The sequence below is a fragment of the Amycolatopsis benzoatilytica AK 16/65 genome (assembly GCF_000383915.1).
GTDB classification, from domain to species: domain Bacteria; phylum Actinomycetota; class Actinomycetes; order Mycobacteriales; family Pseudonocardiaceae; genus Amycolatopsis; species Amycolatopsis benzoatilytica.
In genome coordinates this window covers 6,815,944-6,839,707 of record NZ_KB912942.1, presented here as the reverse complement: position 1 = coordinate 6,839,707, position 23,764 = coordinate 6,815,944, and the positions used below count along the sequence as shown (strand labels likewise).

At 70.1% G+C, this 23,764-nt stretch carries 23 protein-coding genes; 12 read left to right on the top strand and 11 right to left on the bottom strand.

The annotated features are described in order from the left end of the window. Positions 1–8: 8 nt before the first annotated feature. Positions 9–806 carry a DUF2470 domain-containing protein gene (locus AMYBE_RS0131835; RefSeq protein ID WP_020663443.1) on the bottom strand — a complete coding sequence of 266 codons (798 nt, stop codon included), beginning with the start codon at positions 804–806 and terminating at the stop codon, positions 9–11. Between the two features lie 152 nt (positions 807–958). Between AMYBE_RS0131835 and AMYBE_RS0131830 the strand changes: the two genes are divergently transcribed. Further along, positions 959–1,813, top strand: coding sequence for a hypothetical protein (locus AMYBE_RS0131830; protein WP_281172144.1), 855 nt, complete (start codon positions 959–961; stop codon positions 1,811–1,813). Further along, positions 1,810–2,490 (top strand): IclR family transcriptional regulator, encoded by a 681-nt coding sequence (locus AMYBE_RS0131825; RefSeq protein WP_020663441.1) that lies wholly within the window; start codon positions 1,810–1,812, stop codon positions 2,488–2,490. Before AMYBE_RS0131830 ends, AMYBE_RS0131825 begins: the two co-directional genes overlap by 4 nt. Before the next feature lie 71 nt (positions 2,491–2,561). On the opposite strand, the gene AMYBE_RS0131820 is transcribed toward AMYBE_RS0131825, so the two are convergent. Beyond that, entirely contained in the window at positions 2,562–3,221 is a 660-nt protein-coding gene (locus AMYBE_RS0131820; RefSeq protein ID WP_020663440.1) for a DUF998 domain-containing protein, read from the bottom strand. A gap of 107 nt (positions 3,222–3,328) precedes the next feature. Next, positions 3,329–3,928: a TMEM165/GDT1 family protein gene (locus AMYBE_RS0131815; RefSeq protein ID WP_020663439.1), complete on the bottom strand. Its 600-nt coding sequence runs from the start codon at positions 3,926–3,928 to the stop codon at positions 3,329–3,331. A 172-nt stretch (positions 3,929–4,100) separates the two neighbouring features. On the opposite strand from AMYBE_RS0131815, the gene cutA reads away from it, so the two are divergent. From cutA to AMYBE_RS42725, 5 genes are all read left to right on the top strand, one after another. Next, positions 4,101–4,421, top strand: a complete 321-nt coding sequence (gene cutA / locus AMYBE_RS0131810) for a divalent-cation tolerance protein CutA (protein WP_027928215.1) — start codon at positions 4,101–4,103, stop codon at positions 4,419–4,421. Positions 4,422–4,553: 132 nt separating this feature from the next. Next, on the top strand, positions 4,554–6,062 hold the full coding sequence (locus AMYBE_RS0131805) for a cytochrome ubiquinol oxidase subunit I (RefSeq protein WP_020663437.1): 1,509 nt from the start codon (positions 4,554–4,556) through the stop codon (positions 6,060–6,062). 327 nt (positions 6,063–6,389) lie between these two features. After that, positions 6,390–7,397 carry a cytochrome d ubiquinol oxidase subunit II gene (gene cydB / locus AMYBE_RS0131800; RefSeq protein ID WP_020663436.1) on the top strand — a complete coding sequence of 336 codons (1,008 nt, stop codon included), beginning with the start codon at positions 6,390–6,392 and terminating at the stop codon, positions 7,395–7,397. Between the two features lie 44 nt (positions 7,398–7,441). Next, entirely contained in the window at positions 7,442–10,774 is a 3,333-nt protein-coding gene (cydD, locus tag AMYBE_RS0131795; RefSeq protein ID WP_020663435.1) for a thiol reductant ABC exporter subunit CydD, read from the top strand. A 70-nt stretch (positions 10,775–10,844) separates the two neighbouring features. Next, positions 10,845–12,074 (top strand): GAF domain-containing sensor histidine kinase, encoded by a 1,230-nt coding sequence (locus tag AMYBE_RS42725; protein ID WP_020663434.1) that lies wholly within the window; start codon positions 10,845–10,847, stop codon positions 12,072–12,074. Between the two features lie 570 nt (positions 12,075–12,644). On the opposite strand, the gene AMYBE_RS0131785 is transcribed toward AMYBE_RS42725, so the two are convergent. Continuing rightward, complete coding sequence (locus AMYBE_RS0131785; protein WP_020663433.1) at positions 12,645–13,784, bottom strand: epoxide hydrolase family protein; 1,140 nt, start codon at positions 13,782–13,784, stop codon at positions 12,645–12,647. A gap of 60 nt (positions 13,785–13,844) precedes the next feature. On the opposite strand from AMYBE_RS0131785, the gene AMYBE_RS0131780 reads away from it, so the two are divergent. Continuing rightward, positions 13,845–14,801 (top strand): helix-turn-helix transcriptional regulator, encoded by a 957-nt coding sequence (locus AMYBE_RS0131780; RefSeq protein WP_020663432.1) that lies wholly within the window; start codon positions 13,845–13,847, stop codon positions 14,799–14,801. Position 14,802: 1 nt separating this feature from the next. On the opposite strand, the gene AMYBE_RS0131775 is transcribed toward AMYBE_RS0131780, so the two are convergent. Both AMYBE_RS0131775 and AMYBE_RS0131770 read right to left on the bottom strand, forming a co-directional pair. Next, positions 14,803–15,429 carry a response regulator gene (locus AMYBE_RS0131775; RefSeq protein ID WP_020663431.1) on the bottom strand — a complete coding sequence of 209 codons (627 nt, stop codon included), beginning with the start codon at positions 15,427–15,429 and terminating at the stop codon, positions 14,803–14,805. Between the two features lie 82 nt (positions 15,430–15,511). Then, complete coding sequence (locus AMYBE_RS0131770) at positions 15,512–15,832, bottom strand: nucleotide pyrophosphohydrolase (protein WP_020663430.1); 321 nt, start codon at positions 15,830–15,832, stop codon at positions 15,512–15,514. 84 nt (positions 15,833–15,916) lie between these two features. Between AMYBE_RS0131770 and AMYBE_RS0131765 the strand changes: the two genes are divergently transcribed. After that, complete coding sequence (locus tag AMYBE_RS0131765; protein ID WP_020663429.1) at positions 15,917–16,846, top strand: hypothetical protein; 930 nt, start codon at positions 15,917–15,919, stop codon at positions 16,844–16,846. 153 nt (positions 16,847–16,999) lie between these two features. Here the strand turns inward: AMYBE_RS0131765 and AMYBE_RS0131760 are convergent, their stop codons facing one another. From AMYBE_RS0131760 to AMYBE_RS0131745, 4 genes are all read right to left on the bottom strand, one after another. Continuing rightward, complete coding sequence (locus tag AMYBE_RS0131760) at positions 17,000–18,553, bottom strand: hypothetical protein (RefSeq protein ID WP_027928214.1); 1,554 nt, start codon at positions 18,551–18,553, stop codon at positions 17,000–17,002. A gap of 44 nt (positions 18,554–18,597) precedes the next feature. Further along, positions 18,598–18,747 (bottom strand): hypothetical protein, encoded by a 150-nt coding sequence (locus tag AMYBE_RS45525; protein WP_020663427.1) that lies wholly within the window; start codon positions 18,745–18,747, stop codon positions 18,598–18,600. Between the two features lie 161 nt (positions 18,748–18,908). Then, positions 18,909–19,844, bottom strand: coding sequence for a type I pantothenate kinase (coaA, locus tag AMYBE_RS0131750; protein WP_020663426.1), 936 nt, complete (start codon positions 19,842–19,844; stop codon positions 18,909–18,911). Between the two features lie 124 nt (positions 19,845–19,968). Continuing rightward, the gene (locus tag AMYBE_RS0131745) at positions 19,969–20,592 is read right to left on the bottom strand and encodes a macro domain-containing protein (protein WP_020663425.1); all 624 of its coding nucleotides are present in this window, start codon (positions 20,590–20,592) and stop codon (positions 19,969–19,971) included. A 97-nt stretch (positions 20,593–20,689) separates the two neighbouring features. Between AMYBE_RS0131745 and pheA the strand changes: the two genes are divergently transcribed. From pheA to AMYBE_RS0131730, 3 genes are all read left to right on the top strand, one after another. Then, the gene (gene pheA, locus AMYBE_RS0131740) at positions 20,690–21,595 is read left to right on the top strand and encodes a prephenate dehydratase (protein ID WP_027928213.1); all 906 of its coding nucleotides are present in this window, start codon (positions 20,690–20,692) and stop codon (positions 21,593–21,595) included. A gap of 82 nt (positions 21,596–21,677) precedes the next feature. Next, entirely contained in the window at positions 21,678–22,295 is a 618-nt protein-coding gene (locus tag AMYBE_RS0131735) for a histidine phosphatase family protein (RefSeq protein WP_020663423.1), read from the top strand. Between the two features lie 313 nt (positions 22,296–22,608). After that, complete coding sequence (locus AMYBE_RS0131730; protein WP_020663422.1) at positions 22,609–23,274, top strand: DUF4232 domain-containing protein; 666 nt, start codon at positions 22,609–22,611, stop codon at positions 23,272–23,274. A 22-nt stretch (positions 23,275–23,296) separates the two neighbouring features. Here AMYBE_RS0131730 and AMYBE_RS0131725 read toward each other — a convergent pair whose 3' ends face one another. Next, complete coding sequence (locus AMYBE_RS0131725; RefSeq protein WP_020663421.1) at positions 23,297–23,761, bottom strand: hypothetical protein; 465 nt, start codon at positions 23,759–23,761, stop codon at positions 23,297–23,299. Positions 23,762–23,764 lie beyond the last annotated feature (3 nt).

The window sequence follows — 23,764 nt, the reverse complement described above, 5'->3', positions numbered from 1 at the left end:
GCTGCCCTTCACGGACGGTGCTGGCCGCGCAGGAAGGGGCAGCCCAGCAGGCGCTGGAGTTCCGTCGCCAGTTGCGGCGGGCTGTCGACCGCTTGCGAGAAGGCCAGGCGGACGTCGTGGTCGCCGGTAGGCGATTCGACGCGCAGGCGCAGGCCGTAGCGGTCCAGGCTCAGCGGCCGGATGCGGCCGGTGCGCAGCTGGTCCGGCAGGTGCCGGGCCAGCTGGTCCACGACGTCCGGGTGGTCGCTTTCCAGATGGCGCAGCCACTCGGCCTCGTAGTGGTGGAACGGGTCCGGCGGGGCCGCGCTGAACACGTGCGGGCGCAGCGAGTGGGTCCCTTCCGCATCGGCCAGCACCAGGGACGCCGGGGTCAGCCGCAGCAGCGTCACGCCGTGGCCGACGTCCAGGAGGCGGTGGTCCGGACGTTGTTCGGCGATCGAGATCGCGCGAGCGCGGGCCGAAACCGCGGTCAGCGGGCGGAGCCAGCCGGTTATCCACAGGAGGCCGCGAACTGGTTCCCGCAGCGCGACCGGGGCGTGGTCGGCGAGCTCGGCCATGACGGCGAGCTCGCCGCGCTGAGTTTGCCGGCAGGCGTGCACCATCGGGTGCTCGTCCGGCAAAAGGATGCTGACGCTGCCGCTGTGGTGCACGTGGTGCAGCACGGGTTCCACGCGCTCGGCGTCGCAGCCGGCGCGGTCGACGGTCGGCATGATCGTCGCCCGGCCTCCTCGCGTCGCGATCGTCTTGGCGCGTTCGGCCGGGTTCGGTGCGGGCGGACGGCGCACGGATGCGGGTGCCTCGGTCACGGCTCACCTCCTACTTAGGTGAGCCTAACCTGAATTGTGAGCCGAAGGGAAGAGGGCACGGGCGAATCACCAGGGCTCGTCAAAGTGTCCGCAGAACGAACTATTTTGTCCTCCTGCCGTACGCTACTAGCGTGTCGGTTGTGTCAAGCGCTGTGGAACTCACGCCCCCCGGCCCCCGTGGAATTCCTCCCCTGTTCGCGCGGCTCGTCGACGACTCGGCTCTCTTCCCGCCCGCCGACGTCGCGATGCCGGAGGCGCTGCGTGCGCACTTCGAATCGCGCGGCGGCGAGCACGCGGGGGTGCTGGGCGTTTTCCTGTGCCAGTCCTCGCGGCTGCCGGAGCTGATCACCGAGCTGATCAAGATCAAGCCCAAGGAGCCGCTGCCGCTGTCGCTGATCATCGACACCGGTCTCGGCGGCGTCCCGAAGGCGATCTCGATCGTCGAATCGCGCAGCGAACTGCTGTCGCTGCGGATGGTGGAGATGCCCGCCCCGTCCGACGTCGACGAAGTGTGGCTCGAACGGGTCTCGGAGTTCGTCCCGGAGGACGTGATCCGGGTGGTCGAGCCACGACGCGGCGTCGGCTGGCTGGACGGCGTCCGCAACGTCATCGAGCACGGCAGCTGGCCGAAGATCCGCTGCGGCGGCAAAGCGGGCGAGAACTTCCCCAGCGTGGACGAGGTCGCCGACTTCCTGTCCGTGGTCAGCGGCTCGCCAGGAGCGTCGTTCAAGGCGACGAACAGCCTGCACCGCGCCGTCCGGCACGTCGACCCGGAGACCGGCTTCACGCACCACGGCTTCTTGAACCTGCTGGTCGCGTCCGCGCGCTCCCTCTCCGGCGGTGACGTGCGCGAGGCCTTGGAATCGACCGACAGCAATGCGCTCGCCGACGAGGCCCGCGCGCTGTCCGAGCCGGCGGCGAAGGCGGTGCGGGAGCTCTTCGGCTCTTACGCGGCGGCGTCTTTCGCCGAGCCGGTGGCCGACCTGGGTGAACTCGAGCTGCTGTGAGCAGGGAGGGGTCGCTGACCCTCGACCGCGGTCTGGCGCTGCTGCAGGCAGTCGCCGACGCGGGCGAACAAGCGGCGACCATCTCTGAGCTCGCGACGACCATCGGCGCGAGCCGGGCGGCGGTGTACCGGCTGCTGGTGCCGCTGACCGAACGCGGCCTGGTGTGGCGGGACGGCACGAAGGTGCGACTTGGCGTCGGGGTGCTGCGACTGGCCGGACAGGTGCTGCCGCAGCTTCGCGAAGCAGCCCGGCCGGCGCTGCGGGACCTGGCCGAGCAGGCAGGCGCGACCGCGCACCTGACCGTCGCGCAGGGCGATCACGCGCAGGCGGTAGCGGTGGTCGAGCCGTCTTGGACGAGCTATCACGTGGCGTACCGGGTCGGCAGCAGACGCGGCCTGTCCTCCGGTGCGGCCGGCCGCGCGATGGCGTTGCGGCCGGGAGACACGAAACGGTGGGCGACATCGACGAGCGAGCTGGAAGCGGGTGCGTCCGGGATCGCCGCGCCGGTGCGCGGGGTACCCGGGCTGCGGGCGAGCGTCGGCGTGATCTCGCTGGAGCCGCTGGACTCGGCCCAGATCGGGCCGTTGACAGTGGAAGCGGCCGGGAAACTCGCGGTGTTGTTGGCGCCGGCTCCGCCGTCGCGGGCGGGATCGTTTTCAGGCCGGCGTCTGGATTGAGCGGCGCGCCCAGCCCGGGGGGCTGATCACGCCGCTCAATCCAGGCGTCGGCGCGATCCCGCGGTGGGTGGCTAGCGGCGCGAAGCGGCTAGTAGTGGGCGGACCATGGTGAGCAGCAGTGCCAGGTCCACGGTGAACAGCAGCCGCTCGAACAGTCCCAGCGTCACTTCCTGGTGCGCCGGCCCGGTGATCAGGGTGAAGACGAACCCACCGAGGACCACGGCCACGCTGGCGAAGCTCGCGACGGCCAGGCGGCGGATCGTGGTGCGGCGCGGTTCCCAGGGGCAGGACCGGCCGCCGCGGCGGGTCAGGAGCCAGGCTGCGGTCGGCAGGGCCAGGAACGCGGTCAGTGCGGCGGCGTTATGGAGCTGGCCGTCGAACGAGCGGGCTTGGCCGTCCGGGTCGACCGGGACGGTCGCGCAGATCGTCAGGCCGGCACACCAGACGCCGAGCAGCGCTACGACGGCAGGCGAGCGGCGGGCCTTGACGAGGCCGGCCAGCAGGGCCAGCGAGCCCAGCGCGAGCGCCAGGCACATGACGGCGAACAGTCGCGCGGCGGAGTGGCCGCCGAGGCGGCCGTAGACGTACTCCGACAGCGTCTGCCAAACCGGGCTGATTTGCGCGGAAAGCCGCAGATGCAGATCGGTCGCGATGACCACTGCCAACCCGATGCCGGCGAGCGCGAGACGGCCGTGCACTGGCGACACGGCGGCGCGAGACTCGGTCGGCACGGGAACTCCTCGACGGTCCTGGCGGAGGCCAAGGCGTCACCAGGGGTTCACCTCGTCCTCGTTCGGGGGTTCCGAAAAGGTTACCTGGCGTTCCTGTGAAACGGCGGTTACCAGAGCAGCTGGGTCGCCGCGAACACGGCGAACCCGGCGAAAACGAACCCCGCGGACCGCTGGATCAGCTTCGGCCGGATCCGGCTGCGGAGCTTCGCGCCGATGAACACCGCGAGCCCGGCGACCGACACCAGCGCGACGAACGCGCCGACGCCGACCGCGAACGGGTTGCCGAGGCGGGCCACCAGCCCGGCCGTGGCGAGCTGCGAGGCGTCGCCCCACTCCGCGGCGAAGAGCACGCCGAACGAGGTGAGCGCGGACCGCAGGAAGGTCGCCGGGCCCGCACCGGAGCGCGACGCGTCCTCGCCGGCCTCGTCGCCCTGGCGGAAGCCCTCACGCAGCAGCAGCGCGGCGCCGACCCCGAACATCGCGGCTACCAGTACCGAAACGACGGTGTCCGGCAGGAGCGTCAGCAGGCTGCCGAAAGCGACCGCGATCACGCATTGCAGGGCGAACGCGACGGACACCCCGGCGAATACCGGCCAGGCGCGGAAACGGGTTGTGAGAACGAGGGTGGCGACCAGTGTCTTGTCCGGCAGTTCGACGGCCAGGACCAGGCCGAACGCGGTGAACATGGCGATGAGCGCAGGAGACATGAGCTGGTGGTCACCCCTTTCACTGCAACGATAAAGGAACCGTTCAGAAAGCCGCAAGATGATGGGGTTTGCGAATTGCCCGGTGCGGTTGTCGGAATACTGGTAATGGGGCCGCCGGAGAATAATGTTCGGCATGCCGAATTCTGTTTTCCGGCTGCGGTACGGTGCGGGCATGTCTGCTGACCACGTCGTCGTGCTCACCACCGTCGACTCCGAGGCTGCTTCCCGCACCATCGCCGCGAGCGCCGTCGAGGCCCGGCTGGCCGCGTGCGCGCAGGTGGTGGGGCCGATCACCAGCGTGTTCCGATGGGAGGACGAGGTGCAGACGGCGACTGAGTGGCGGATCGAGTGCAAGACGCCCGCGGACCGGGCCGGTGCGCTGGAAGAGTTTCTGAAGGTGCGGCATCCCTACGACCTGCCGGAGGTCGTCGTCCTGCCGATCACCGGCGGCAGCGCGCGATACCTGGCGTGGCTCGTGGCGGAGACCCGCTGACCCGACCGGGGGAAGTCCGGACCCGCGGACCGGCCAGCGCGAGGTTCGACCAGGTCAGCGGGACGTTGGTCCTGGGTTGATCAGGACGTGTTGAACTGGCTGCCGCGTGCTCGCGCACGGAGGATCGGACAGGTGGATGTCCTTGAGCTCGCGCGGTGGCAGTTCGGCATCACCACCGTCTACCACTTCCTGATGGTCCCGCTGACCATCGGACTATCCGTGCTGGTCGCGGCGATGCAGACGGCCTGGGTGCGCACCGGCCGGCCGCGGTATCTCAAGATGACGAAGTTCTGGGGCAAGCTGCTGCTCGTCAACTTCGCCATGGGCGTGGTCACCGGAATCGTGCAGGAGTTCCAGTTCGGGATGAGCTGGAGCGCCTACTCCCGGTTCGTCGGCGACGTGTTCGGCGCGCCGCTGGCCATGGAGGGGCTCGTCGCGTTCTTCGTCGAGTCGACCTTCCTCGGGCTGTGGATCTTCGGCTGGGACCGGCTGTCCAAACGCGTACACCTGGCCTGCGCCTGGGCGTTTTCGCTGGCCACGATGGCTTCGGCGTACTTCATTCTCGCGGCGAACTCGTGGATGCAGCACCCGGTGGGCGTCGAGTTCGTGAACGGCAAGCCGACCATGAACTCGATCGGCGCGGTGCTCACGAACAACACCGCGCTCGCCGCGATCCCGCACACCCTGGCCGGCGCGTTCTCGGTAGCCGCGGCGTTCCTCGTCGGCGTGGCCGCCTGGCACCTGTGGCGGCGACGAGCGGAGAAGACGGACGAGCATCGCGACGTCTGGCGCTCGTCGCTGCGCCTCGGCGGCTGGGTCGGCATAGCGGCGTTCGCGGTGCTGGCGATCACCGGCGACGCGCAGGGCAAGCTGATGTTCGAGCAGCAGCCGATGAAAATGGCGTCGGCGGAAGCCCTGTGCCACACCGAGAAACCGGCGAGCTTCTCGATCATCGCGATCGGCGACGTGGCAAACGCCAACTGCGAGGACGTCAAGACGTTCAACGTTCCCGCGCTGCTGTCTTTCTTGGCGCACAACGACTTCTCGACCGAGGTCAAGGGCGTGGAGAACCTGGTTTCGGAGTACCAGGCGAAGTACGGCACGACCTACCCGAACGACCCGGCGCTGGGCGAGCTGGCCGGCAAACCGATCGACTACGTGCCGAGCCTGCCGGTGACGTACTGGGGCTTCCGGATCATGATCGGCTTCGGCGCGATCGGCGCCGGCATCGGCGTGCTGGCCCTCTGGCTCACCCGCCGCGGCCGGATTCCGCGCGGACGCTGGTTCCCGCTGCTGGCGCTGGCCGGTATCGCGACGCCGTTCATCGGCAACAGCGCGGGCTGGATCTTCACCGAGATGGGCCGCCAGCCGTTCGTGGTGGCGCCGAACCCGACGGGCGTCGAGGGCATGTGGATGTTCACCGCGCAAGCGGTGTCGAAGCTGACCGTCGGCGAGGTGTGGACGTCGCTGATCGCGCTGACGCTGCTGTACGCGGTGCTGGGCGTGGTGGAGCTGTACCTGATGCGCAAATACATCCGGGGCGGGGTGGACGCGGTCATGCCGCCCGCTCCTCCGGCCGGCTCTTCCGACTCGAGTTCAGGTGATGATTCCGATGACCAGGCGCTTTCGTTCGCCTACTGACCCGGTGGAGCGGGCCGGGGTGCCGCCGACAGACCCGGAGGGCCGGGCCTTGGCGCGGTCCGCTCCACTGGCCTGGATTCGCGGCGCGTGCGCAGCAGCCGCTCCGCGACCAGTCGCCCCACCGACAGCGCCGACCGCCCCGCAGACAGCCCCCACCCGCCACGGGGGGACGCCCCGCACCCAGCGTAGTCGGAGTGTCGCCCTCGCGGGTTACCCACAGCTGATCTGTGGACAACTCGTCGGGTTGTGGATAACTCAGGGCCAGGGTGGGGACAACACGGTGGTCGATCGGACAGTGCCGGCCGGTGCCGGGCGAGGGGAACGGGCATGACACTCGAAACGCTGTGGTTCGCGATCGTCGCTCTGTTCTGGCTCGGGTACCTGTTCCTCGAAGGGTTCGACTTCGGCGTCGGCATGCTCCTGCCGATCCTCGGGAAGACGAACACCGAACGGCGCGTCCTGGTCAACACCATCGGGCCGGTCTGGGACGGCAACGAGGTCTGGCTGATCGTCGCGGCCGGCGCGACCTTCGCGGCCTTCCCCGGCTGGTACGCGTCGCTGTTCTCGGGGGCCTACCTTCCGCTGCTGGTCGTCCTCATCGCGCTGATCGGGCGCGGCGTCGCGTTCGAGTACCGCGGCAAGGTCGACTCCGAACGCTGGCGGCGCACCTGGGACCGGGTGATCATGATCGGTTCGTGGATTCCGCCGCTCGGCGTCGGGCTGCTGCTCGCGACGACCGTGCTCGGCCTGCCGCTGGACGCACACGGCAACCGCGTCGGGTCCCCGTTCGAGTCGGTTCGGTGGGACACCCTGCTCGGCGCGCTCGCGATCGTCGGGTTCTCGCTCGTGCACGGCACGGCCTTCCTCGCCCTCAAGACCAGCGGTGAGCTGCGGGAACGTGCCCGGATGCTGGCGCTGCGCATCTTGCCGGCCGGGCTGCTCCCGCTGCTCGCGTTCCTGATCGTCGTCCAGGTCCGCGAGGGCAAGGTGTGGACGCTCGTCACGCTGGTGATCACCGTTCTCGCCGCGGCGCTGGCGTGGCTGCGGCTCTACGTCGACCGCGACGGGCAGGCGTTCGCCGCGCTGGCGGTCGTGATCACCGCGGCCGCGATGACCTTCTTCGGCGCGCTCTACCCGAACGTTCTGCCCTCGACCCTCGACCCGGCGCATTCGCTGACCGTCGCGAACACCGCGGTCAGCCACTACACGCTGACGGTGATGACCTGGGTCGGCGCGTTCGGCGCGCCAGCGGTGCTGATCTATCAAGGCTGGACCTACTGGGTGTTCCGCAAGCGCATCGGCGTGCAGCACATCCCCGCGGTGCACGCGCCATGACGCAGCTTCCCGGTCGCGCACCCCTTTCCGCCACGGTGTCCACAATGGACCCAGTGCGGCCGGGAAAGGGTCCGCTCGGCGCGTTCTCGGCCCTCGGGCCGGCCGCGCGCCGAGCGTTGACCCTGGTCGCGGCGCTGTCCTTCGGCAACGCGATTTTCCTTGTCGGACAAGCTTTTCTGCTGGCGGACGTGCTCGCGTCCATTGTCGCTCGGGGATTCGGGGGAAGCACCGTCCAGCTGACTGTCCTGTGCGCGCTCGTCGTGGGCCGGGCCGGCACCAGCTGGGCGGTGCGAGTGGTCTCCGCGCGCGCCGCCGCCACCGCACAGCGCGATCTGCGCGCTCGCGTCGTCGACCACGCGCTGCGACTCGGCCCGGAATGGCTGGCCCGGCGCGGATACGGCGAGTTGACGACCCTGGTGACCCGCGGCCTCGACGCGCTCGACGCCTACTTCCGCGAGTACCTCCCGGCACTCGTCACCGCCGCGGTCGTGCCGATCGCGGCCGGCGCGGCGATCCTGTGGGCGGACTGGCCGTCGGCGGCGATCATCGCCGCGACAGTGCCGCTCTTGCCGCTTTTCGCCGTCCTGGTCGGAAAGTTCACCGCGGACCGGGTTTCCGGCGCGACGGACGCGGTGCACCGGATGTCGGGCCTGTTGCTCGAACTCGTGCGGGCGTTGCCGGTGCTCACCGCGTTCCGGCGGGCCGAGGCGCAGGGCGAAACGGTGCGGAAGCTGTCCGAACGGCATCGCCGCGCGACGCTCAAGACGTTGCGAGTCGCGTTTTCCTCGGCGTTTGTGCTGGAACTGGTCGCGACGCTGTCGGTCGCGCTGATCGCGGTCGTCATCGGCGTCCGCCTCGTGTCCGGTTCGCTTCCGCTGGGCATTGGCCTAGGGGTGCTGATCCTCGCTCCGGAGTGCTACCAGCCGATCCGCGCGGTCGGCGCTGCTTTCCATGCGAGCGAGGACGGCGTCGAAGCGGTACGGCGGGTCACGGCGATTCTCGCGGAGCCGGTCCCGGCGGAAGGGACGCGGATCGCGCCCGGTGGATCGTTGGTGGTGTCCGGCCTCAAGGTCGCCCGGCGGGGTGGTTTCGCCCCGGACGGCGAGAGCTTCTCGGTACGGCGCGGCCAGACGGTTTGGCTGCGAGCGCCCAGCGGCGGCGGCAAGTCCACCACGCTGGCGGCGCTGCTCGGGTTTGTCCCGTCCTACGACGGGACCGTTCGGGCCGGGGACGTTCCGCTTGCCGAAGCCGACCTGGAACGGTGGCGCGGCGGCATCGCGTGGGTCCCGCAGACGCCGGTCTTCAGCGGCGGCACGGTGCGAGAAGAACTGATCGAGACCGGACCGGAAGTCGACGTCGTGCTCGGCGAACTGGCCTTGACCGGGCTCGCCGACCGGCCGGTCGATCAGCTTTCGGTCGGACAGCGGCAACGCGTCGCGGTCGCGCGGGCCCTGCTGCGGGTCCACGCCGGCGCGTGGTTGCTGCTGCTCGACGAGCCGACCGCGCACCTGGACGACGTGAACGCCCGGCGCGTGCTCGAAGCTGTCGAAAGAGCTGTGGATAACGGTGCGGCGGCAGTGATCGCCGCACATGAACGGTCGGCCGCGGTCACTGTCGAGGACGAACTGCCGGCTCCGGTCCGACAGTCCACTTCAGACAGCGCGGCAGCGAGAACGCTTTCGTGGCGGGTGTTGCTCGACCGACGGCTGTTTTCCGGCGCGCTGCTGGGGTCGATGGCGCTGCTGGCAGGGATTGCGCTCACTGCGACTTCCGGCTGGTTGATCGCGAAAGCGTCGCTGCAGCCGCCGATTCTGACCTTGACGGTCGCCGTGGTCGGGGTGCGTGCGTTCGGACTTGGCCGGGCCGGGCTGCGGTACGTCGAACGGCTCGTGACTCACGATGCGGCGTTCCGGATCGCCGGTCGGCTTCGGGTCCGGCTGTGGGCGGCACTGGTGCGGCTGGGGCCGGCGCGGAGCCTCGAAGCAGGCGAGAGCCAGCGGCGGTTGGTGACCGACGTCGACACCGTGCGGGATCTGTTGCCGCGGGTGGTTTCGCCGCCGATCGTGGTCGGGCTGGTCGCGATTGGGGCGATCGCGGTGCAGACGGCGGTGCTGCCGGCGGCAGGTCTGGTGCTCGCGTCGACCGTGCTGGTGGGACTGGTCGCGCCGATGCTGGCGCTGCGGTTGGAGCGGCGGGCGACGTCGGCGCTGGCGGCCGGACGACGTGATGTCGCTGCGCGGGTTTTGGTGCTTTTCTCGTCGTCGGCGGAGTTGCTTGCCTACGGGAGGGCGGCTTCGCGGCGCGCGGCGTTGGCCCGTACGGACACTCGGCTGGCCGCCGACACCCGGCGGCAGGCGGTTGGCGCGGGCGCGGCGGACGCGTTGATCGCGCTGGCGACTGGGCTGGCCACAGTGCTGTGCACCGTGCTGGCCGCGGGAGCGGTCGCGCGGGGGGAGTTGCCAGGAGTGATGGCACCGCTGCTGGCGCTGGTGCCGTTGGCGTTGGCGGAGGTGCTGGCGCTGCTTCCGCCGGCGGCAGTGCATTGGGACACGCTGCGGGCGGCGCGAGAGCGGCTTGGTGCGGTGGTGGCGGCTGCCGAGGGGACGAAGGCCGGTGGACTGGCTGGCTCGGCAAGTGCTGTTGAGGCTGGCGCGGTCCTGCCCGGTCAACCCGCAACGGGCGGTGCGTTCGGCACCGAGGAATCGCTGGCTGCGCGCAGCCAGGCGGGCGACGCCGAGCCGGACCGGCCGGTCGCGATTCGGTTGCGCAACGCCGACCTCGGCTGGCCGGGCGGCGACGCGGTACTGAAGGGCGTCGACCTGACGGTTCCGGCGGGTGCCTACGTCGCGGTTGTGGGACCGAGCGGGGCTGGGAAGTCGACGTTGATCGCGGCGTTGCTCGGGTTCCTTCAGCCGCGGGTCGGCGAGGTGGTCGTGCCGGAGCGGGTGGCGTGGGCACCGCAGGAGCCGATGTTGGTGTCGACGACGGTGGCGGAGAACTTGCGGCTCGCGGATCCTCGGGCGGAGGTCGAGGACTTGCGGCGGGCGCTCGATCAGGCGCAGTTGCCCGAGCTCGACCTGAAGACCGTGCTGCACAGCGCGGGGGCCGGGTTGTCCGGCGGGCAAGCGCAGCGGGTCGCGCTGGCACGGGCGTTGCTGGGGGCGCGATCGGCGGAGCTGGTGTTGCTGGACGAGCCGACGGCACACCTGGACGAGCCGACCGCACGGGCGTTGCGGCAGAGCTTGCGCACGGAACTCGCTGGTCGGACGGTGGTGCACGTAACGCACAATGCGGACGAAGAGGTGGAAGCGGACGTCGTGTTCGAGGTCCGGGACGCGTCCGTAGTGCGGCGGGCTTCGCCGCGGGTCGCGGCGTGACGGAGGGTTGTTGGTGACGGTCACGATTTCGGGTCTGGGGCGGGGAGCCGCGCTAAGGTCGGAGTTGCTTATGGACCCGACACTCGCCGCGCGCGCCCTCTCCGCGGCCACGGAGATCACCAGCACTGCGCTGTCCGGAGATGACCCGGAGGGAGTGCTGGAAACGGTCGTGGCCAGGGCCGTCGAGCTGGCGGACGCCGATCTCGGGCTGGCGATGGTCAGCGCGGACGACGGCCAGGTGGTGGTCGAGGCGGCATATGGGGTCAGCGAGGTGCTCGCGAAGGTTCCGGACGGCGCCGCGGTGCTTCGGGGCACCGAGGCTGCCGATGGCGCGGCGACCAAGGTGATCGAAGGTGCGCCGGTCGGCGAGTTGCGCGGGTTGACGCTGGAGGCGGGCTCGGCGGCGGGCCGGGTGGCGCGCGGCAGCGAGCCGATCGCGGCGGACAACTTTGTCGTCGATCCGCGTACTGCGCCGTATGTGCCGGACGAACTGCGCGGGTACGGGCCGTTCGCGGCAGCGCCGTTCGGGTCCGGCGGACGCGTGCTCGGCGCGTTGACGGTCTATCGGCGGCAAGGCAGGGAACCATTCTCGGCGGGAACGGTCGAGATGCTCGCGGCGTTCGCGGCGCAGGCCGGCGTGGTGCTGGCGCTCGCGGAGGGAGCGAACGCCCGGCATCGGGTGACGCTGTATCAGGAGCGCGAGCGGATCGCTCGCGAGCTGCATGACGTGATCGTGCAACGGCTTTACGGCACCGGGATGCAGCTGGACCGCGTTCGGCGCAACATGCGGAAGCGCTTCGCGCAGGCGGACGGGGCCCGGCTGTCGGACGCCATCGACCAGCTGGACCAGACCATTGAGGAGATCCGCGGCACGGTGCGCGCGTTGCGTTCGCCGGAACCGCGACACGATACCGGTACGCCGACGGATCTCGCCGAGTCCGCGCGCGGGGAGGTGCGGATCGCCGGGGAGCTGCTCGGTTATCCGCCGACGTTGGAGCTGTCCGGCGAGTTCGCGGATATTCCGGCGGAACGTGCCGACCACATCCGTGCGGCGTTGCGGGAAGCACTGTCCAATGTGGTCCGGCATTCCGGGGCCAGCGAGACCCGCGTGACGCTCACCCGCGACGCGGAGGGCGTGAAGTTGCGCGTGCGCGACAACGGATCCGGTGTGCCGCAAGGCGTCGCTACCCGAGGGCTGCGGCATCTCGCCGAACGTGCGGACGCCGCGGGCGGACGGTTCTTCCTGAATTCGTCGCCGAGTCTGGGGACGTTGGTCGCGTTTGACCTGCCCTTGAAGTGATCGCCCGCGACTGCCGCGGCAGTGCTGGCGGCGGCTGTCGCCGAACCGTCGGCATAGCAGCGGATGTCGCGGGTACCGCCTCGGCGTTTGCCGGGCATCTGCATCGCCGGACGGACCTCGTTGATTGCCTCGTCGAATGTCCATGATGCGCAGGCTGCAGTGCGCGCAATTCGGAGGCTGTCCTGCAATGCAGATGCCGTGCCGCCACAACCACCACAAGCCGTCATGACGGTGCCGCCACTGCGGCACCGTGGCCGCGCGTTGTGAACCCACCGCTGTGAACACACCGCGCATCAAGGGATTTCCCTGAAATCACCGATGAGCGACCGGGAAATCGCTGCCGTATCGAGGAATTCAGCCCTCGCGAGTCATCAAGACACACTCCTTCCGCATCGCCAACGTCGCTGCCCCCCAAGTTCGCCACCCATGATATCGACAGATCGAACATCCATTCGGCACTCAATGAGGTGAATCAGCCTGCTCTGGCCCGCTACCCACAGCTCCGGCCGAGCCGAAAAGGACCCCGTCCGCAGCAACGCGGACGGGGTCCGGACAGAAAATCGGACAGAATCAGTCGCGGGCAGCGAAGAACGTCCGCAGGTCCCCGGCGAGCAGCTCGGGCCGCTCCATCGCGGCGAAGTGGCCGCCCTCCTCGAACCGGCTCCAGTGCACGATGCCGGTGTTGTCGCGTTCGGCGAAGGTCTTGATGGTCTGGAAGTCGTCCTTGAACACCGCCACCCCGGTCCGCGCGGCGCTCACCTGCGGTTCGGCCTGTGCGCGGGCGTTCTCCAGATAGCTGCGGCTCATCCCGGAAGCGGCATTGGCGAACCAATTCACCGTTACCTCGAGCAAGATCGTTTCCAGCGGCACCAGGGAAGTCCCGTTGCCGAACGAGGCGAACAGCTCGCTGTAGGCCAGCAGGCCGATCGGGGAATCGCTCAGCCCCGCCGAAATCGTCTGCGGGCGGGACGCGTTCATCGTCTGGTAGCCACCGACCGACTGGAACCATTTCAGGTGCTCCAGTCCCGCGTAGTCGGACGGCTCGAGCCGCGAGAATTCTTCCGGGTCGCCGGACGGGAACGAGAACAGCTGCAGGACGTGCAGGCCGAGAAAACCGTCGGGATTCAGCAGGCCGAGTTCGCGGGCGACCATCGCGCCGTTGTCCGAGCCGTGGATTCCGTAGCTTTCGTAGCCGAGCCCGCGCATCAGCCGGTCGTAGGCGGCGGCGACCCGCGCGAGCGTCCAGCCGGCTTCGGCGACTGGCTGCGAGAAGCCGTAGCCGGGAGCGTCCGGAACGACCACGTCGAAGGCGTCCTCGGCGCGGCCGCCATGCGCGACCGGGTCGACGAGCTGGTCGATCAGGTCCAGGTAATCGACCGACGAGCCGGGGTAGGTGTGCGCGAGCAGCAGCGGGGTGGCGTTCGGGTGGGCCGAGCGGACGTGGATGAAGTGGAAGTTCTGCCCGTCGATCTCGGTGGTGAAGTGCGGGAACGAGTTGATCCGCGCCTCGGCGGCCCGCCAGTCGAAGGCGCGCCACGCCTCGATCGCCGTCCGCAGGTAGGAGTTCGGGGTGCCGGCGTCCCAGTCGTCGGTCGGCGAAGGCTGCGGCAGCCGGGTGCGGGCGAGGCGGTCGTGCAAGTCCGCGAGCTCGGCATCGGTGATCTCGACGGTGAAGGGGCGAAGGGTGAGGGAGGCGGCTGCGTTCGTCATGAGAAGGACACTAGGAGTCTATTAGGTAGGATTAGTTCCTAATAGCTGAAGGAGTTTTGGATGGCCGATCCGACTGCCCGGTTGCTGGCGTTGCTAGCGCTGCTTCAGACCGCGAACGGGCGGAGTGGCCGGGAGCTGTCCGAGCGTCTGGAGGTCTCGCCTCGGACCATCCGCAACGACGTCGAGCGGCTGCGCGAGCTGGGCTATCCGGTCGAGGCGACCCGCGGGAACGTCGGCGGCTACCGGCTCGGTGCGGGCGGGAAGCTGCCGCCGTTGCTGCTGGACGACGAGGAAGCAGTCGCGGTCACGGTCGGATTGCAGGCCGCAGCAGGCATTTCCGGAGTCGGCGAGGCAGGGAAGCGGGCGCTCGCGAAGCTGGAGCAGGTGCTGCCGGCCCGCCTGCGACCCACGCTCGACGCGTTGAGCTCGACCATTGACCGCGGGCCGGAGAACGTCGGCACCGACGCGCCTGATCCGGAAGTCGACGCCGCGGTGCTGAGGGAGATCGCGCGGGCGATCCGGCACCTGGAATGGCTTCGCTTCGACTACGCGGACGAGCTGCGGCTGGTCGAGCCGTACCGGCTGCTCAGCTGGCAGCGCCGCTGGCACCTGGTCGCCCGGGATCCGCAGGACGGCAGCTGGGGAACCTACCGCGTCGATTTGATGTCGCCGCGAATGCCGACGCGCCGCCGATTCGAGCCGAATCCCTTGCCCGGCGGGGATTACACCGCGTTCGCGATGCGCACGATCGCCGCCAGCGGCTGGCTGGTGCACGCCCGGCTGCGCATCGACGCCCCGGCGGAGCGGGTGCTGGCGCGGATCAACCCGACCGTCGGCGTCGTCGAACCCATCGACGAGCAGCACTGTGTACTGGTCACCGGCGCGGACAGCCTGGACACGGTCGCGGCCTACATCGGAATGCTGATGATGGACTTCACCGTCGAATCGCCGCCGGAGCTGATCCCGCGGCTGCGGCTGCTGTCCGAACGCTACGCGCGCGCCGTCGCTGGCAGCTGATTCACTTGCCGCGCCGGGCAATCCACGCCGCGGCTTGCGTGCGACGCTGCATCCCGAGCTTCGCGAGCACCGACGTCACGTAGTTCTTCACCGTCTTCTCGGCGAGAAAAAGCCGTTCGGCGATCTCCCGGTTCGACAGTCCCTGCCCGATCAGTTCGAGCACATCGCGTTCGCGGTCGGTGAGCGTGGACAGCTCGTCGGTCGGCGGATGACGCAGCTTGTCGAGCACTCGGGCGGTGCTGACCGGATCGAGCAGCGAATGCCCAGCCGCCACCTCGCGGACCGCGTTGACCACGTCCTGACCGCGGACCTGCTTGAGCAGATAGCCGGAAGCACCCGCCATGATCGCGCCGACCATCGCTTCTTCGTCGTCGAACGCGGTGAGCATCAGGCAGGCCGGCGGATTCGGCTTCGAACGCAGCTCACGGCAAAGGGTGATGCCGTCGCCGTCGCCGAGGCGGACGTCGACAACGGCGACGTCCGGTTCGACGTGCATGGCCACCGCGAGGGCCTCTTCGACGCTGCCGGCCTCGGCGACGACCTCGAGGTCGGTTTCGTCGCTGAGCAGGTCACGCAGGCCCCGCCGGACGAGTTCGTGATCGTCTACGAGCAGCACCTGGATCGGCATCTGTCCAGGTTACGGGGTGTGCGACGGCACGGCCGCCGGTGGTGCGCCAGGACACTGGACAAGGGCAGCCGCCCCGCCGGGCTCACCGCACCAGCGGAGGGAACCTCTTCTCGTTCCGATCCACCTTCGCGTTCGCCGCTTCCAGCAGGTCGACGCCCAGGACGTCGGCCAGGCGGACCAGGTACACCAGCACGTCGGCGATTTCATCCCGCACGTTGAACTCGCGGGTCTCGTCCGCTCGCCAGTCCGCCGATTCCTCCGGGGTCAGCCACTGGAACAGCGCGGTCAGCTCGCCGACTTCGCCGGACAGGGCCATGGCCAGGTTTTTCGGCGTGTGGAACTGCTCCCAGTCCCGGGCGGCGGCGAAGTCGCGAAGGCGCTGGGTCAGGGCGTCGAGGGTCATCGGTTTTGCCTATCACGGGTTGGGCCGAAAAGACTACGCCGTTGGCCTACTCGCGGGTTACGAGCGATACGGCAGACTGTCCGGGTGAGCGTCCCCGACCTGGTCGAATACACCGCGAAGATCGGCGCGGTACTCGATACTGTGCGGCGGCTGCTCGACGCGGGCAGCAGCGCCGATCTCGCGCCGCTCGCTCGCCGGGCGGTGGACGACATCGTGCGCATGTCCGAGGAGCACCCGGAGCTGGGCGGGCGGCTCGACGAGGCGATCGCGCTGTACGCGCGGGCCTGCGCGGCTCGGCCGCCGGAGCCGGTGGAGCTCGCGGAGTGGCTGCTCGCGGCGGCGTTCGCGGGGCGGTCGATCCGGCTGGCGGACTTCGCGGCGGCGCTCGGGGAGGCCGGGACCGCTAGGATCAAGTCCACTGTGGACAAGGTGCTCGCGGACGCGCCGGAGGGGGAGCGGCGGGAGATCGCGGAGCGGCTGCTGGAGGAGGTGGCCGAGGTCAGCGGGGATGTGGACGGGCTGGTCGCCATTCTCGCCGCCAAGCCGCCTCGGGTGGACGTGAGCCTCCGGATCGTCCGGGTGCTGCGGGCGGCGGGACGGCACAGCGAGGCGATCGCGTACGCGGCGCGGGCGCGCACTCCGCGGCAGGATCGCCAGAAGACGCAACCGCAGCCGGAACCGCAACCGCAGCCGGAACCGGAACCGGAACCGCAGCCGCAGCCGCAGCCGGAGCCGGAACCGGTGCCGGAACCGCCCAAGGGAGAAGAGCGGGAAAAGCCGGAAGAGACCATTTCGGAGTATCGGGACCGGATCGCGGAGCTGATCGCGCACAAGGACGCGGCCTCCTACCAGGAAGCGGCGCAGTGCCTCAAGAAGCTCCGCACCCTGCACAAACAAGCGGGCACGGCGGCGGAGTTCACCGGCTACGTCGCCGAGCTGGTGAACGTCCACCGCCGCAAAACCCGGTTGCTGGCGGAGATCCGGGCGGCCCGGATCGCGCTGCCGAAGACCTAGCTTGCTCGGGATCGTTGTCTTTGTTCGGCCTTGTCGCCGACGAGTTTCGTGATGTCGGTCTGGGCGCGGCGACCCAGGTCCGTGAAGGGACCCTTGAGGGAATCTGAGTTCGGGAAGGGGCCCCTCACGGCAGTCCGCCGTAAGCGGACCGAATCACCCGACCTGGATCAGCGCGGCGCGGTAGGCATCCGGGTCGTAGTCGAGCTGGTCGTCTTCCTCGGATTCGGTCAGCTGTCCTTCCAGGACGGTCACCAGCCGGGCCAGCACCTCGGCGCGGGAGAGTTCCTGCGCGAGCAGGCGCTGCGCGGCGGTCCACACCTCGGCCGGCTCGTCGTCCCACAGCTGGTCCACAATGGACGTTTCGAGTGCGAGCCGGAGGCCGTCGGCGCCGTCGAACTCTTCCGAGGCCAGCGATTCGTGGTACTCCGGGTGGTCGCCGATCACCAGCAGCCTGCGCTGTTCCGGGTCGCCCGGGTCCAGGTCGGTGAGTTCCTCGTCGCCGATCACGGTGGAGGTGTCCGGCACCGCGAACTGCCGCCGCGCCACCACTTCCAGCGCTTCGTCGGCCGATTCGGTGCCGTCGAGGTACTCGCTGAAGTCGTCGTCCTCGTCCTCGGACAGGTACTCGCCGAGGTACTCGGTGACCTCTTCGAGCAACGCGGCCGTCGCGACCTCGGACAGCCCAGCGCGGGCCGCGGCCCAGCCGGACCAGGCCAGCACGACCGGCCCGACCGTGTCCTCGTCCTCCAGCTCGTATTCGCCGTCCAGCAGCGCTTCCAGGAACCGGGCCAGCTTCTCCGGGCCGACGCGCAGCGGGTGCGCCGGCTCGGTGCGGCAGCCGTGGGCCACCAGCAGGCCGGCGATCTCCCGGGCGGCGTCGCTGTCCGGCAGCGTGGTCTCGGCGAGGAACTGCTCGACCGCTTCGGCGCGCTGCGCGTCACTCCACTCCGCGACCGGCTCGGCGGCCGCCGGTTCCGGCAGCGACCGTGCCCAGGCCAGCGCGACCGCGTGGAACCGCAGGTAGTCCTCGCCGACCTCCGGCTCCTCCAGCGCGTCGGTGGCGGCGAGGCCGGACACCAGCAGACGGTGCGCGTCGGCCGGCTCGATCTTGTCCAGCACGACCAGTTCGCCGTCCTCCTCGACCTGCGAGCGCATCTCGGCCAGCACCTCGTGCGGCTCCTCGATCACGACCAGGTCGCGCACCCGGCCGCCCTCGGTGAAGTCCAGCAGCGCGAGCAGGCCGAGCGACACGTCGCCGCGCGAGAACACACACAGCAGCGAGGATTCGTCGCCGTAGACGTCGCCGGTTCGCCAGCATTCGCCAACGGCGACCTTGCCGATCTCGGCGGCCCATTCCGGCTCCGGGATGCCCCGGCCCAGCACCACCGCGAGCGCCTCGGCGGCCGCCGAACGCTCCTGCTCGGTCTCGGCCAGCACCTTCAGCGCGGCCAGCAGCGCCGCCGCGCCCGGGGTGATCTTGCGCTGCGCGAACGCGATCAGCTCCAGGCCGAGTTCGCTGTCCGGCTCGCCGTCCACGACGACTTCCCGCCACTGCCCGACGACCTCGGAACCGAGCAGGTCGACGTCGAACGGACCGGGCTCGGCCGCGACCGCGGAGAAGTCCCGCAGCACGTCCTTGAACAGGCCGTTGACACTCGGGGCGGTGGGTAGGGAACTCTTCTTGCGCGCGCGGCTCACCGGACTCATGCAGCACATCTTGCCCGGCGCCTCTCCCGCCGGGCGGCACGGCCTCAGCTCGGGTGCTCGGCCGTGTCGCGAGCCTTCACCCGGCGCTCGCGCAGCGCGTCGTCGAAGTCGACTACGAACGCCCCAGCGGCCATCGCCACCAGCAACGTCAAGCCCAGTACCGCGCCGATCCACGTCAGGACGAGAGTGAGCATCGTGGCCTCCTCCGCAGGTCAGTGCGCCCGGTTTGCTCTGTTCAGGGTCGCTCGGCAGACCCCGCACGGGTATCGGCCAACCGGTTACGAAGACCCTGGCCGATCGGTCAGAAACCCCGGCACGAGAGAGTGCCGGGGCTGCTGAGACGCGTGGGGGTGAATCAGAGCTTGCGGAGCCGAACCCGGTTGATCGCGTGGTCGGCGTCCTTGCGCAGCACGAGCGTCGCCCGTGGCCGGGTCGGCTTGATGTTGTCCATCAGGTTCGGCTCGTTGATGGTGGTCCACAGGTGGTGCGCTTCCTCGCGGGCCTCCTCGTCGGACAGGCCGGCGAAGTGGTGGAAATGCGAGGCCGGATCGGCGAACGCGGTGTGCCGCAGCTTCAGGAACCGCTCGACATACCAGCGCTGGATGTCGTCGATGTTCGCGTCCACGTAGATGGAGAAGTCGAACAGGTCCGAGACGGTCAGGCTCGCGCCGGGCTGCAGGACGTTCAGGCCCTCGATGATCAGGATGTCCGGGCGCTCCACGACCTGCTCCTGGTCCGGCAGGATGTCGTAGGCCAGGTGCGAGTACACCGGTGCGGCCACCCGCTCGGCCCCGGACTTCACCTCGGTGACGAACCGCAGCAGGGCGCGCCGGTCGTAGCTCTCCGGGAAGCCCTTGCGGTGCATGATGCCGCGCCGGGTCAGCTCGGCGCGCGGGTAGAGGAACCCGTCCGTGGTCACCAGGTCCACCCGGGGGTGGTCGGGCCAGCGGGCGAGCAGGGTGCGCAGGATCCGGGCGGTGGTCGATTTGCCGACCGCGACGCTGCCCGCGATGCCGATCACGAACGGCACCTTGGTGCGCCGGCAGTTCTCGCCGAGGAACGTGGTGGTCGCCTCGTACAGCTGCTGGCGGCCCTTCACCTGGAGATTGATCAGCCGCGAAAGCGGCAGGTAAACGTCGGCGACCTCGGCGAGGTCGATCTGTTCCCCGAGACCGCGAAGCCGGACGAGTTCGTCCGCGGTCAACGGCAGCGGGGTGGAGCTGCGCAGCTCCCGCCACTGTTCCCGGTGCAGCTCTACGTAAGGGCTGAGTTCACGGACCCGTGGGGGCATCGCACACTCCTCGGCCGTCGCCTGCGCTGGCTCCGTTCAAGCGCTACTCGCGTAACGCCGTACTAACGGTAGGGCTTACCGCGCGTGAACGCGCTGTGATGTGTTGCACGCGCCCGGAAGCGAGTTACTGAAAGTCACCGTTCGGGCCGAAGACTTCCCGCCACGCCGCGGCCACCTGCCGGGCGCACGCGGCCGGGGCGACGCCGCCGACGCCGGTGCCGAGCCCGGGCATCGCGATGGTCCGCACCGCCGCGCGGACCGGGCCGGAATCGAGCTGGCCGCGCTGCCACTGCCGGAACACCGCGCGAGCCGCGAGGTACGGGTGCACCGTGTCTTCGGGCAGCCGTTCGCCTGGCTCGCGCATGGTCGGCGCACTGATCAGCCAAGCGGGTTCGACCTCGCCGGTCGCCACGATCACCGCCTCGCCGATCGGCAGGTCACCGCCGTAGGAAGCCAGCACCGCGCTGCGCACGCTCTGCTCGACGCCGGGGAACGCCCGTGCGTAGAGCGCGTCGACCCCGCCGCGCATCCAGCCGTGTGAATTGGCCGGACTGACCACTGCCTGGGCGCCGATGTCGAGAACCGAGCCACGGTGCACCCGGACGGCACCGCCGAACCCCGCCGCGGCTGACGTCCACGCGGCGGCGAGCGGTGCATCGACGGCGCACAGCACCAATTCCGGTGTCCGGGGCGAAACCGGCGAACCGGCCCGCCCGTGTCCGGCGTGCGTGCCCGAATCGGCGGTCACCGGTCCAGCATGGCAAAAAACGCCACTTGGCGTAACCGCCGTGGTGGCGGGCGTCCGAGTGAAAACCGCCACGTCCGCGGTCAGTAGCCTGACGGTCGTGATGCGGATCGCGTACTTCGGCCCCCAGGGCACGTTCACCGAACAGGCCGCCCGCGCGCTCGCGCCGGGCGAGGACCTGACCCCCTACGAAACGGTCCGGCTGGCGATGCAGGCCGTCCGCGACGGCGGCGCGGACGCCGCCTGCGTGCCGATCGAAAACTCCGTCGAAGGGGTCGTGCCGACGACTCTCGACGCGCTCAGCGACGGCGATCCGCTGGTCGCGGTGGCCGAGGCGATCCTGCCGATCCACTTCAGCGTGCTGACCCGGCCGGGCGGCGGCGAGGTCCGTACGGTGGCGAGCCACCCGCACGCGCTGGCCCAGGTCCGTGCCTGGCTGGAGGCGAACCTGCCGGAGGCCACCCCGGTCGCCGCGTCGTCCACCGCGGCCGCGGCGGTCGGCGTGGTCGAGGGCGATTTCGACGCCGCGGTGTCCGCGCCGGTCGCGATCGAGCACTACCCGCTGGAAGAGCTGGCCACCGGCGTCGCCGACGTGCGCGACGCGCAGACCCGGTTTCTGATGGTGCGCCGGCCCGGCCACTTGCCCGAACCGACCGGCGCCGACCGCACCTCGATCGTCGCGGCCGCCGACAACCGCACCGGGACGCTGTCCGAGCTGCTGGTCGAACTGGCCGGCCGCGGCATCAACCTGACCCGCATCGACGCGCGGCCGACCCGCAGCAACTTCGGCGAGTACCGGTTCTTCATCGACTTCGAGGGGCACCTCGCCGAGCCGCGGATCGTGGACGCGCTGAAGGCCCTGCGCCGGCGCTGCCACCTGCGGTTCCTCGGCTCGCATCCGCGGGCGGACGAGATCGCGGCGACAATCGGGCCGGGTAACGCGAACCAGGATTTCCTTGCCGCGCAGGCATGGGTCGACGCGGTGTTGAAGGGGGAGGGCGCATGAGCGCGGCTCGCCAGCGAATCATCGTTGTTCCTGCCGTCGCCGCCAGGCGAACCAGGGTGAAACTCGTCAAGGAGGCGACGGAATGAGGCTGCTGCTGGTCCGGCACGGACAGACCGAGGGCAACGTCCGCCGGGCGCTGGACACGGCGTTGCCGGGGCCGCCGCTCACCGAGCTCGGCCGAGAGCAGGCGGTGGCACTCGCGGAGCGGCTGAGGGAAGAGCCGATCGTCGCGGTGTACGCGTCGCAAGCGGTGCGCGCCCAGCAGACCGCCGCCCCGCTGGCCGAGGTGTTCGGTATCGCCGTGGAGGTGATCGAGGGCGTCAAGGAGGTCGACGCCGGCGATCTCGAGGGGAAGACCGACCTGGAGTCGATCGGGATCTACCTGCGCGTGGTCAAGGCGTGGACCGAAGGCGAGCTGGCCGTCGCGATCCCCGGCGGCGAGACCGGCCACGAGGTGCACGACCGGATGCGGCGCGCGGCCGAGGAGCTGCGGGCGAAGCACGAGGAAACCTCGCCGGACGGCACGGTGGTGCTGGTCAGCCACGGCGGCGCGATCCGGCTGGCGGGCGAATGGCTGAGCGGGAACGTGCCGGCCGAACTGGCGAACCGGGAGCTGATCCCGAACACGGAGTTCGTGGAACTGGTGACCGAGGGCGCGGGCTGGCGATGCACGACCTGGGTGGGCAGCCAAGTCTCCTGACCTGGCCTCCGGGCAGGAGCGAAAATGCGATCCGTGAAGGACCCCTTGAGGGAATCTGAGTCCCGCGAGGGGCCCTTCACGGACGTGGGAATTCGGTCGACGCGACGGTGCCTGCGACGGTCCTGGCCAGAGGCCGCTGACCAGCGAATCCCCCGCACGAGCGGCCTTGATCACTCGTGCGGGGAACACTCGCGTGAGCGGGTGCCGGGTGGGGAACTCACTAGATGCGAAGCAACCCGGTCCGGACCTCGCACGTCCTCCGGGCAAAGGTTCCACCAGCACGGGCGTTTTCCAGCACAGCGAGGCGAGTGAGATGGCAAACACGAAGAAACCGTGGTTTTCCCTGGTCTTCCTGTCCGCGGCGGGCGCGTCCGGAGCGCTGCTGCTTTCCGCCTGCGGCCAGGGCTCTCCCGGTGCCAGCGGCACCCCGACCGACGGCCCGGCCAGCAGCCCGGCCATGTCGGCGTCCTCGGCCCCCGCGTCCAGCTCGTCCGCGCCGTCCGGATCGGCCAGCAGCACGGCTCCGGCGCAGAAGCCGCCCGCCGACAACGGGCTGTGCAAGGCGGGCGACGTCACGCTGTCGCTCGGCAAGGGCGACGCTGGTGCGGGCTCGGCGTACCTTCCGCTGCTGATCAAGAACACCAGCAGTCAGCCGTGCACCATCCAGGGCTTCCCCGGCGTCTCGTACGTCGGCGGCGACAACGGACAGCAGATCGGCCAGCCAGCGACCCGCGACGGCGACAAACTCGGTCCGGTGAAGCTGGCCCCGGGCCAGTCCGCGAAAGCCGACCTGCAGGTCGCGAACGTGCGCAACTACGACGCGGCTGCTTGCCAGCCGACTCCGGCCAAGGGCTTCCGGGTGTACCTGCCGCAGGACACCGCGTCGAAGTTCGTGCCCTTCGACGGCCTCGGCTGCGCGGCCAAGACGCTGCCGGGCAACGGCAAGCAGCTCGGTGTGAAGAGCGTCGTCCGCGCCTGAGCCCGGCAGCTCCGCGCGCGGGTCAGCCCCGCGCGCAGAGCTGTTGCACCTGCATGATGTCGGCCTGCGCCGCGGCGTCGTCGAACCGGCTGCTGAGCACCATCCGGTTCACCGCGTCGAGGTTCTGGGCCAGCTGCTGATACGCGCCGTCGAACGTCGCGGCCGCTTTGCCCAGTTCGGCGGCGCCGGTGACGCGGTGCACCGCGTCGTCGGACATCCGGGTGAACTGGGCCGCGTCGGCACCGCCGACGGTGTTCGGGATGCGGCCGGCCCGGTAGAACGCGGCGCAGGCCGCCGCCGCGTCGACGTTGGCGCCCTGTCGCTGACCGGCCAGCCCCCACAGCAGACCGACCACCGAAGCGCCGAGCGCGAACCCGGCGACGACGGCCGCGACGATCCGGCGGCGGGACGCGGGAGCCGACGGCTCAGGGGCGGCCTCGGCACCGTGGTCGTCGTCCGGCAGCGAGGGCGTTTCGATCGCAGTCATCGC

Excerpts from the sequence above, each read along its gene's own strand:
- AMYBE_RS45525 (WP_020663427.1), bottom strand. The coding sequence starts at position 18,747 with ATGCTCACTCTCGTCCTGACGTGGATCGGCGCGGTACTGGGCTTGACG.
- AMYBE_RS0131785 (WP_020663433.1), bottom strand. The coding sequence starts at position 13,784 with ATGACGAACGCAGCCGCCTCCCTCACCCTTCGCCCCTTCACCGTCGAG.
- AMYBE_RS0131730 (WP_020663422.1), top strand. The coding sequence starts at position 22,609 with ATGGCAAACACGAAGAAACCGTGGTTTTCCCTGGTCTTCCTGTCCGCG.
- cydB (WP_020663436.1), top strand. The coding sequence starts at position 6,390 with ATGACACTCGAAACGCTGTGGTTCGCGATCGTCGCTCTGTTCTGGCTC.
- AMYBE_RS0131815 (WP_020663439.1), bottom strand. The coding sequence starts at position 3,928 with ATGTCTCCTGCGCTCATCGCCATGTTCACCGCGTTCGGCCTGGTCCTG.
- AMYBE_RS0131725 (WP_020663421.1), bottom strand. The coding sequence starts at position 23,761 with ATGACTGCGATCGAAACGCCCTCGCTGCCGGACGACGACCACGGTGCC.
- AMYBE_RS0131735 (WP_020663423.1), top strand. The coding sequence starts at position 21,678 with ATGAGGCTGCTGCTGGTCCGGCACGGACAGACCGAGGGCAACGTCCGC.
- AMYBE_RS0131780 (WP_020663432.1), top strand. The coding sequence starts at position 13,845 with ATGGCCGATCCGACTGCCCGGTTGCTGGCGTTGCTAGCGCTGCTTCAG.
- AMYBE_RS42725 (WP_020663434.1), top strand. The coding sequence starts at position 10,845 with ATGGACCCGACACTCGCCGCGCGCGCCCTCTCCGCGGCCACGGAGATC.
- cutA (WP_027928215.1), top strand. The coding sequence starts at position 4,101 with ATGTCTGCTGACCACGTCGTCGTGCTCACCACCGTCGACTCCGAGGCT.
- AMYBE_RS0131760 (WP_027928214.1), bottom strand. The coding sequence starts at position 18,553 with ATGAGTCCGGTGAGCCGCGCGCGCAAGAAGAGTTCCCTACCCACCGCC.
- AMYBE_RS0131775 (WP_020663431.1), bottom strand. The coding sequence starts at position 15,429 with ATGCCGATCCAGGTGCTGCTCGTAGACGATCACGAACTCGTCCGGCGG.
- cydD (WP_020663435.1), top strand. The coding sequence starts at position 7,442 with ATGGACCCAGTGCGGCCGGGAAAGGGTCCGCTCGGCGCGTTCTCGGCC.
- coaA (WP_020663426.1), bottom strand. The coding sequence starts at position 19,844 with ATGCCCCCACGGGTCCGTGAACTCAGCCCTTACGTAGAGCTGCACCGG.
- AMYBE_RS0131770 (WP_020663430.1), bottom strand. The coding sequence starts at position 15,832 with ATGACCCTCGACGCCCTGACCCAGCGCCTTCGCGACTTCGCCGCCGCC.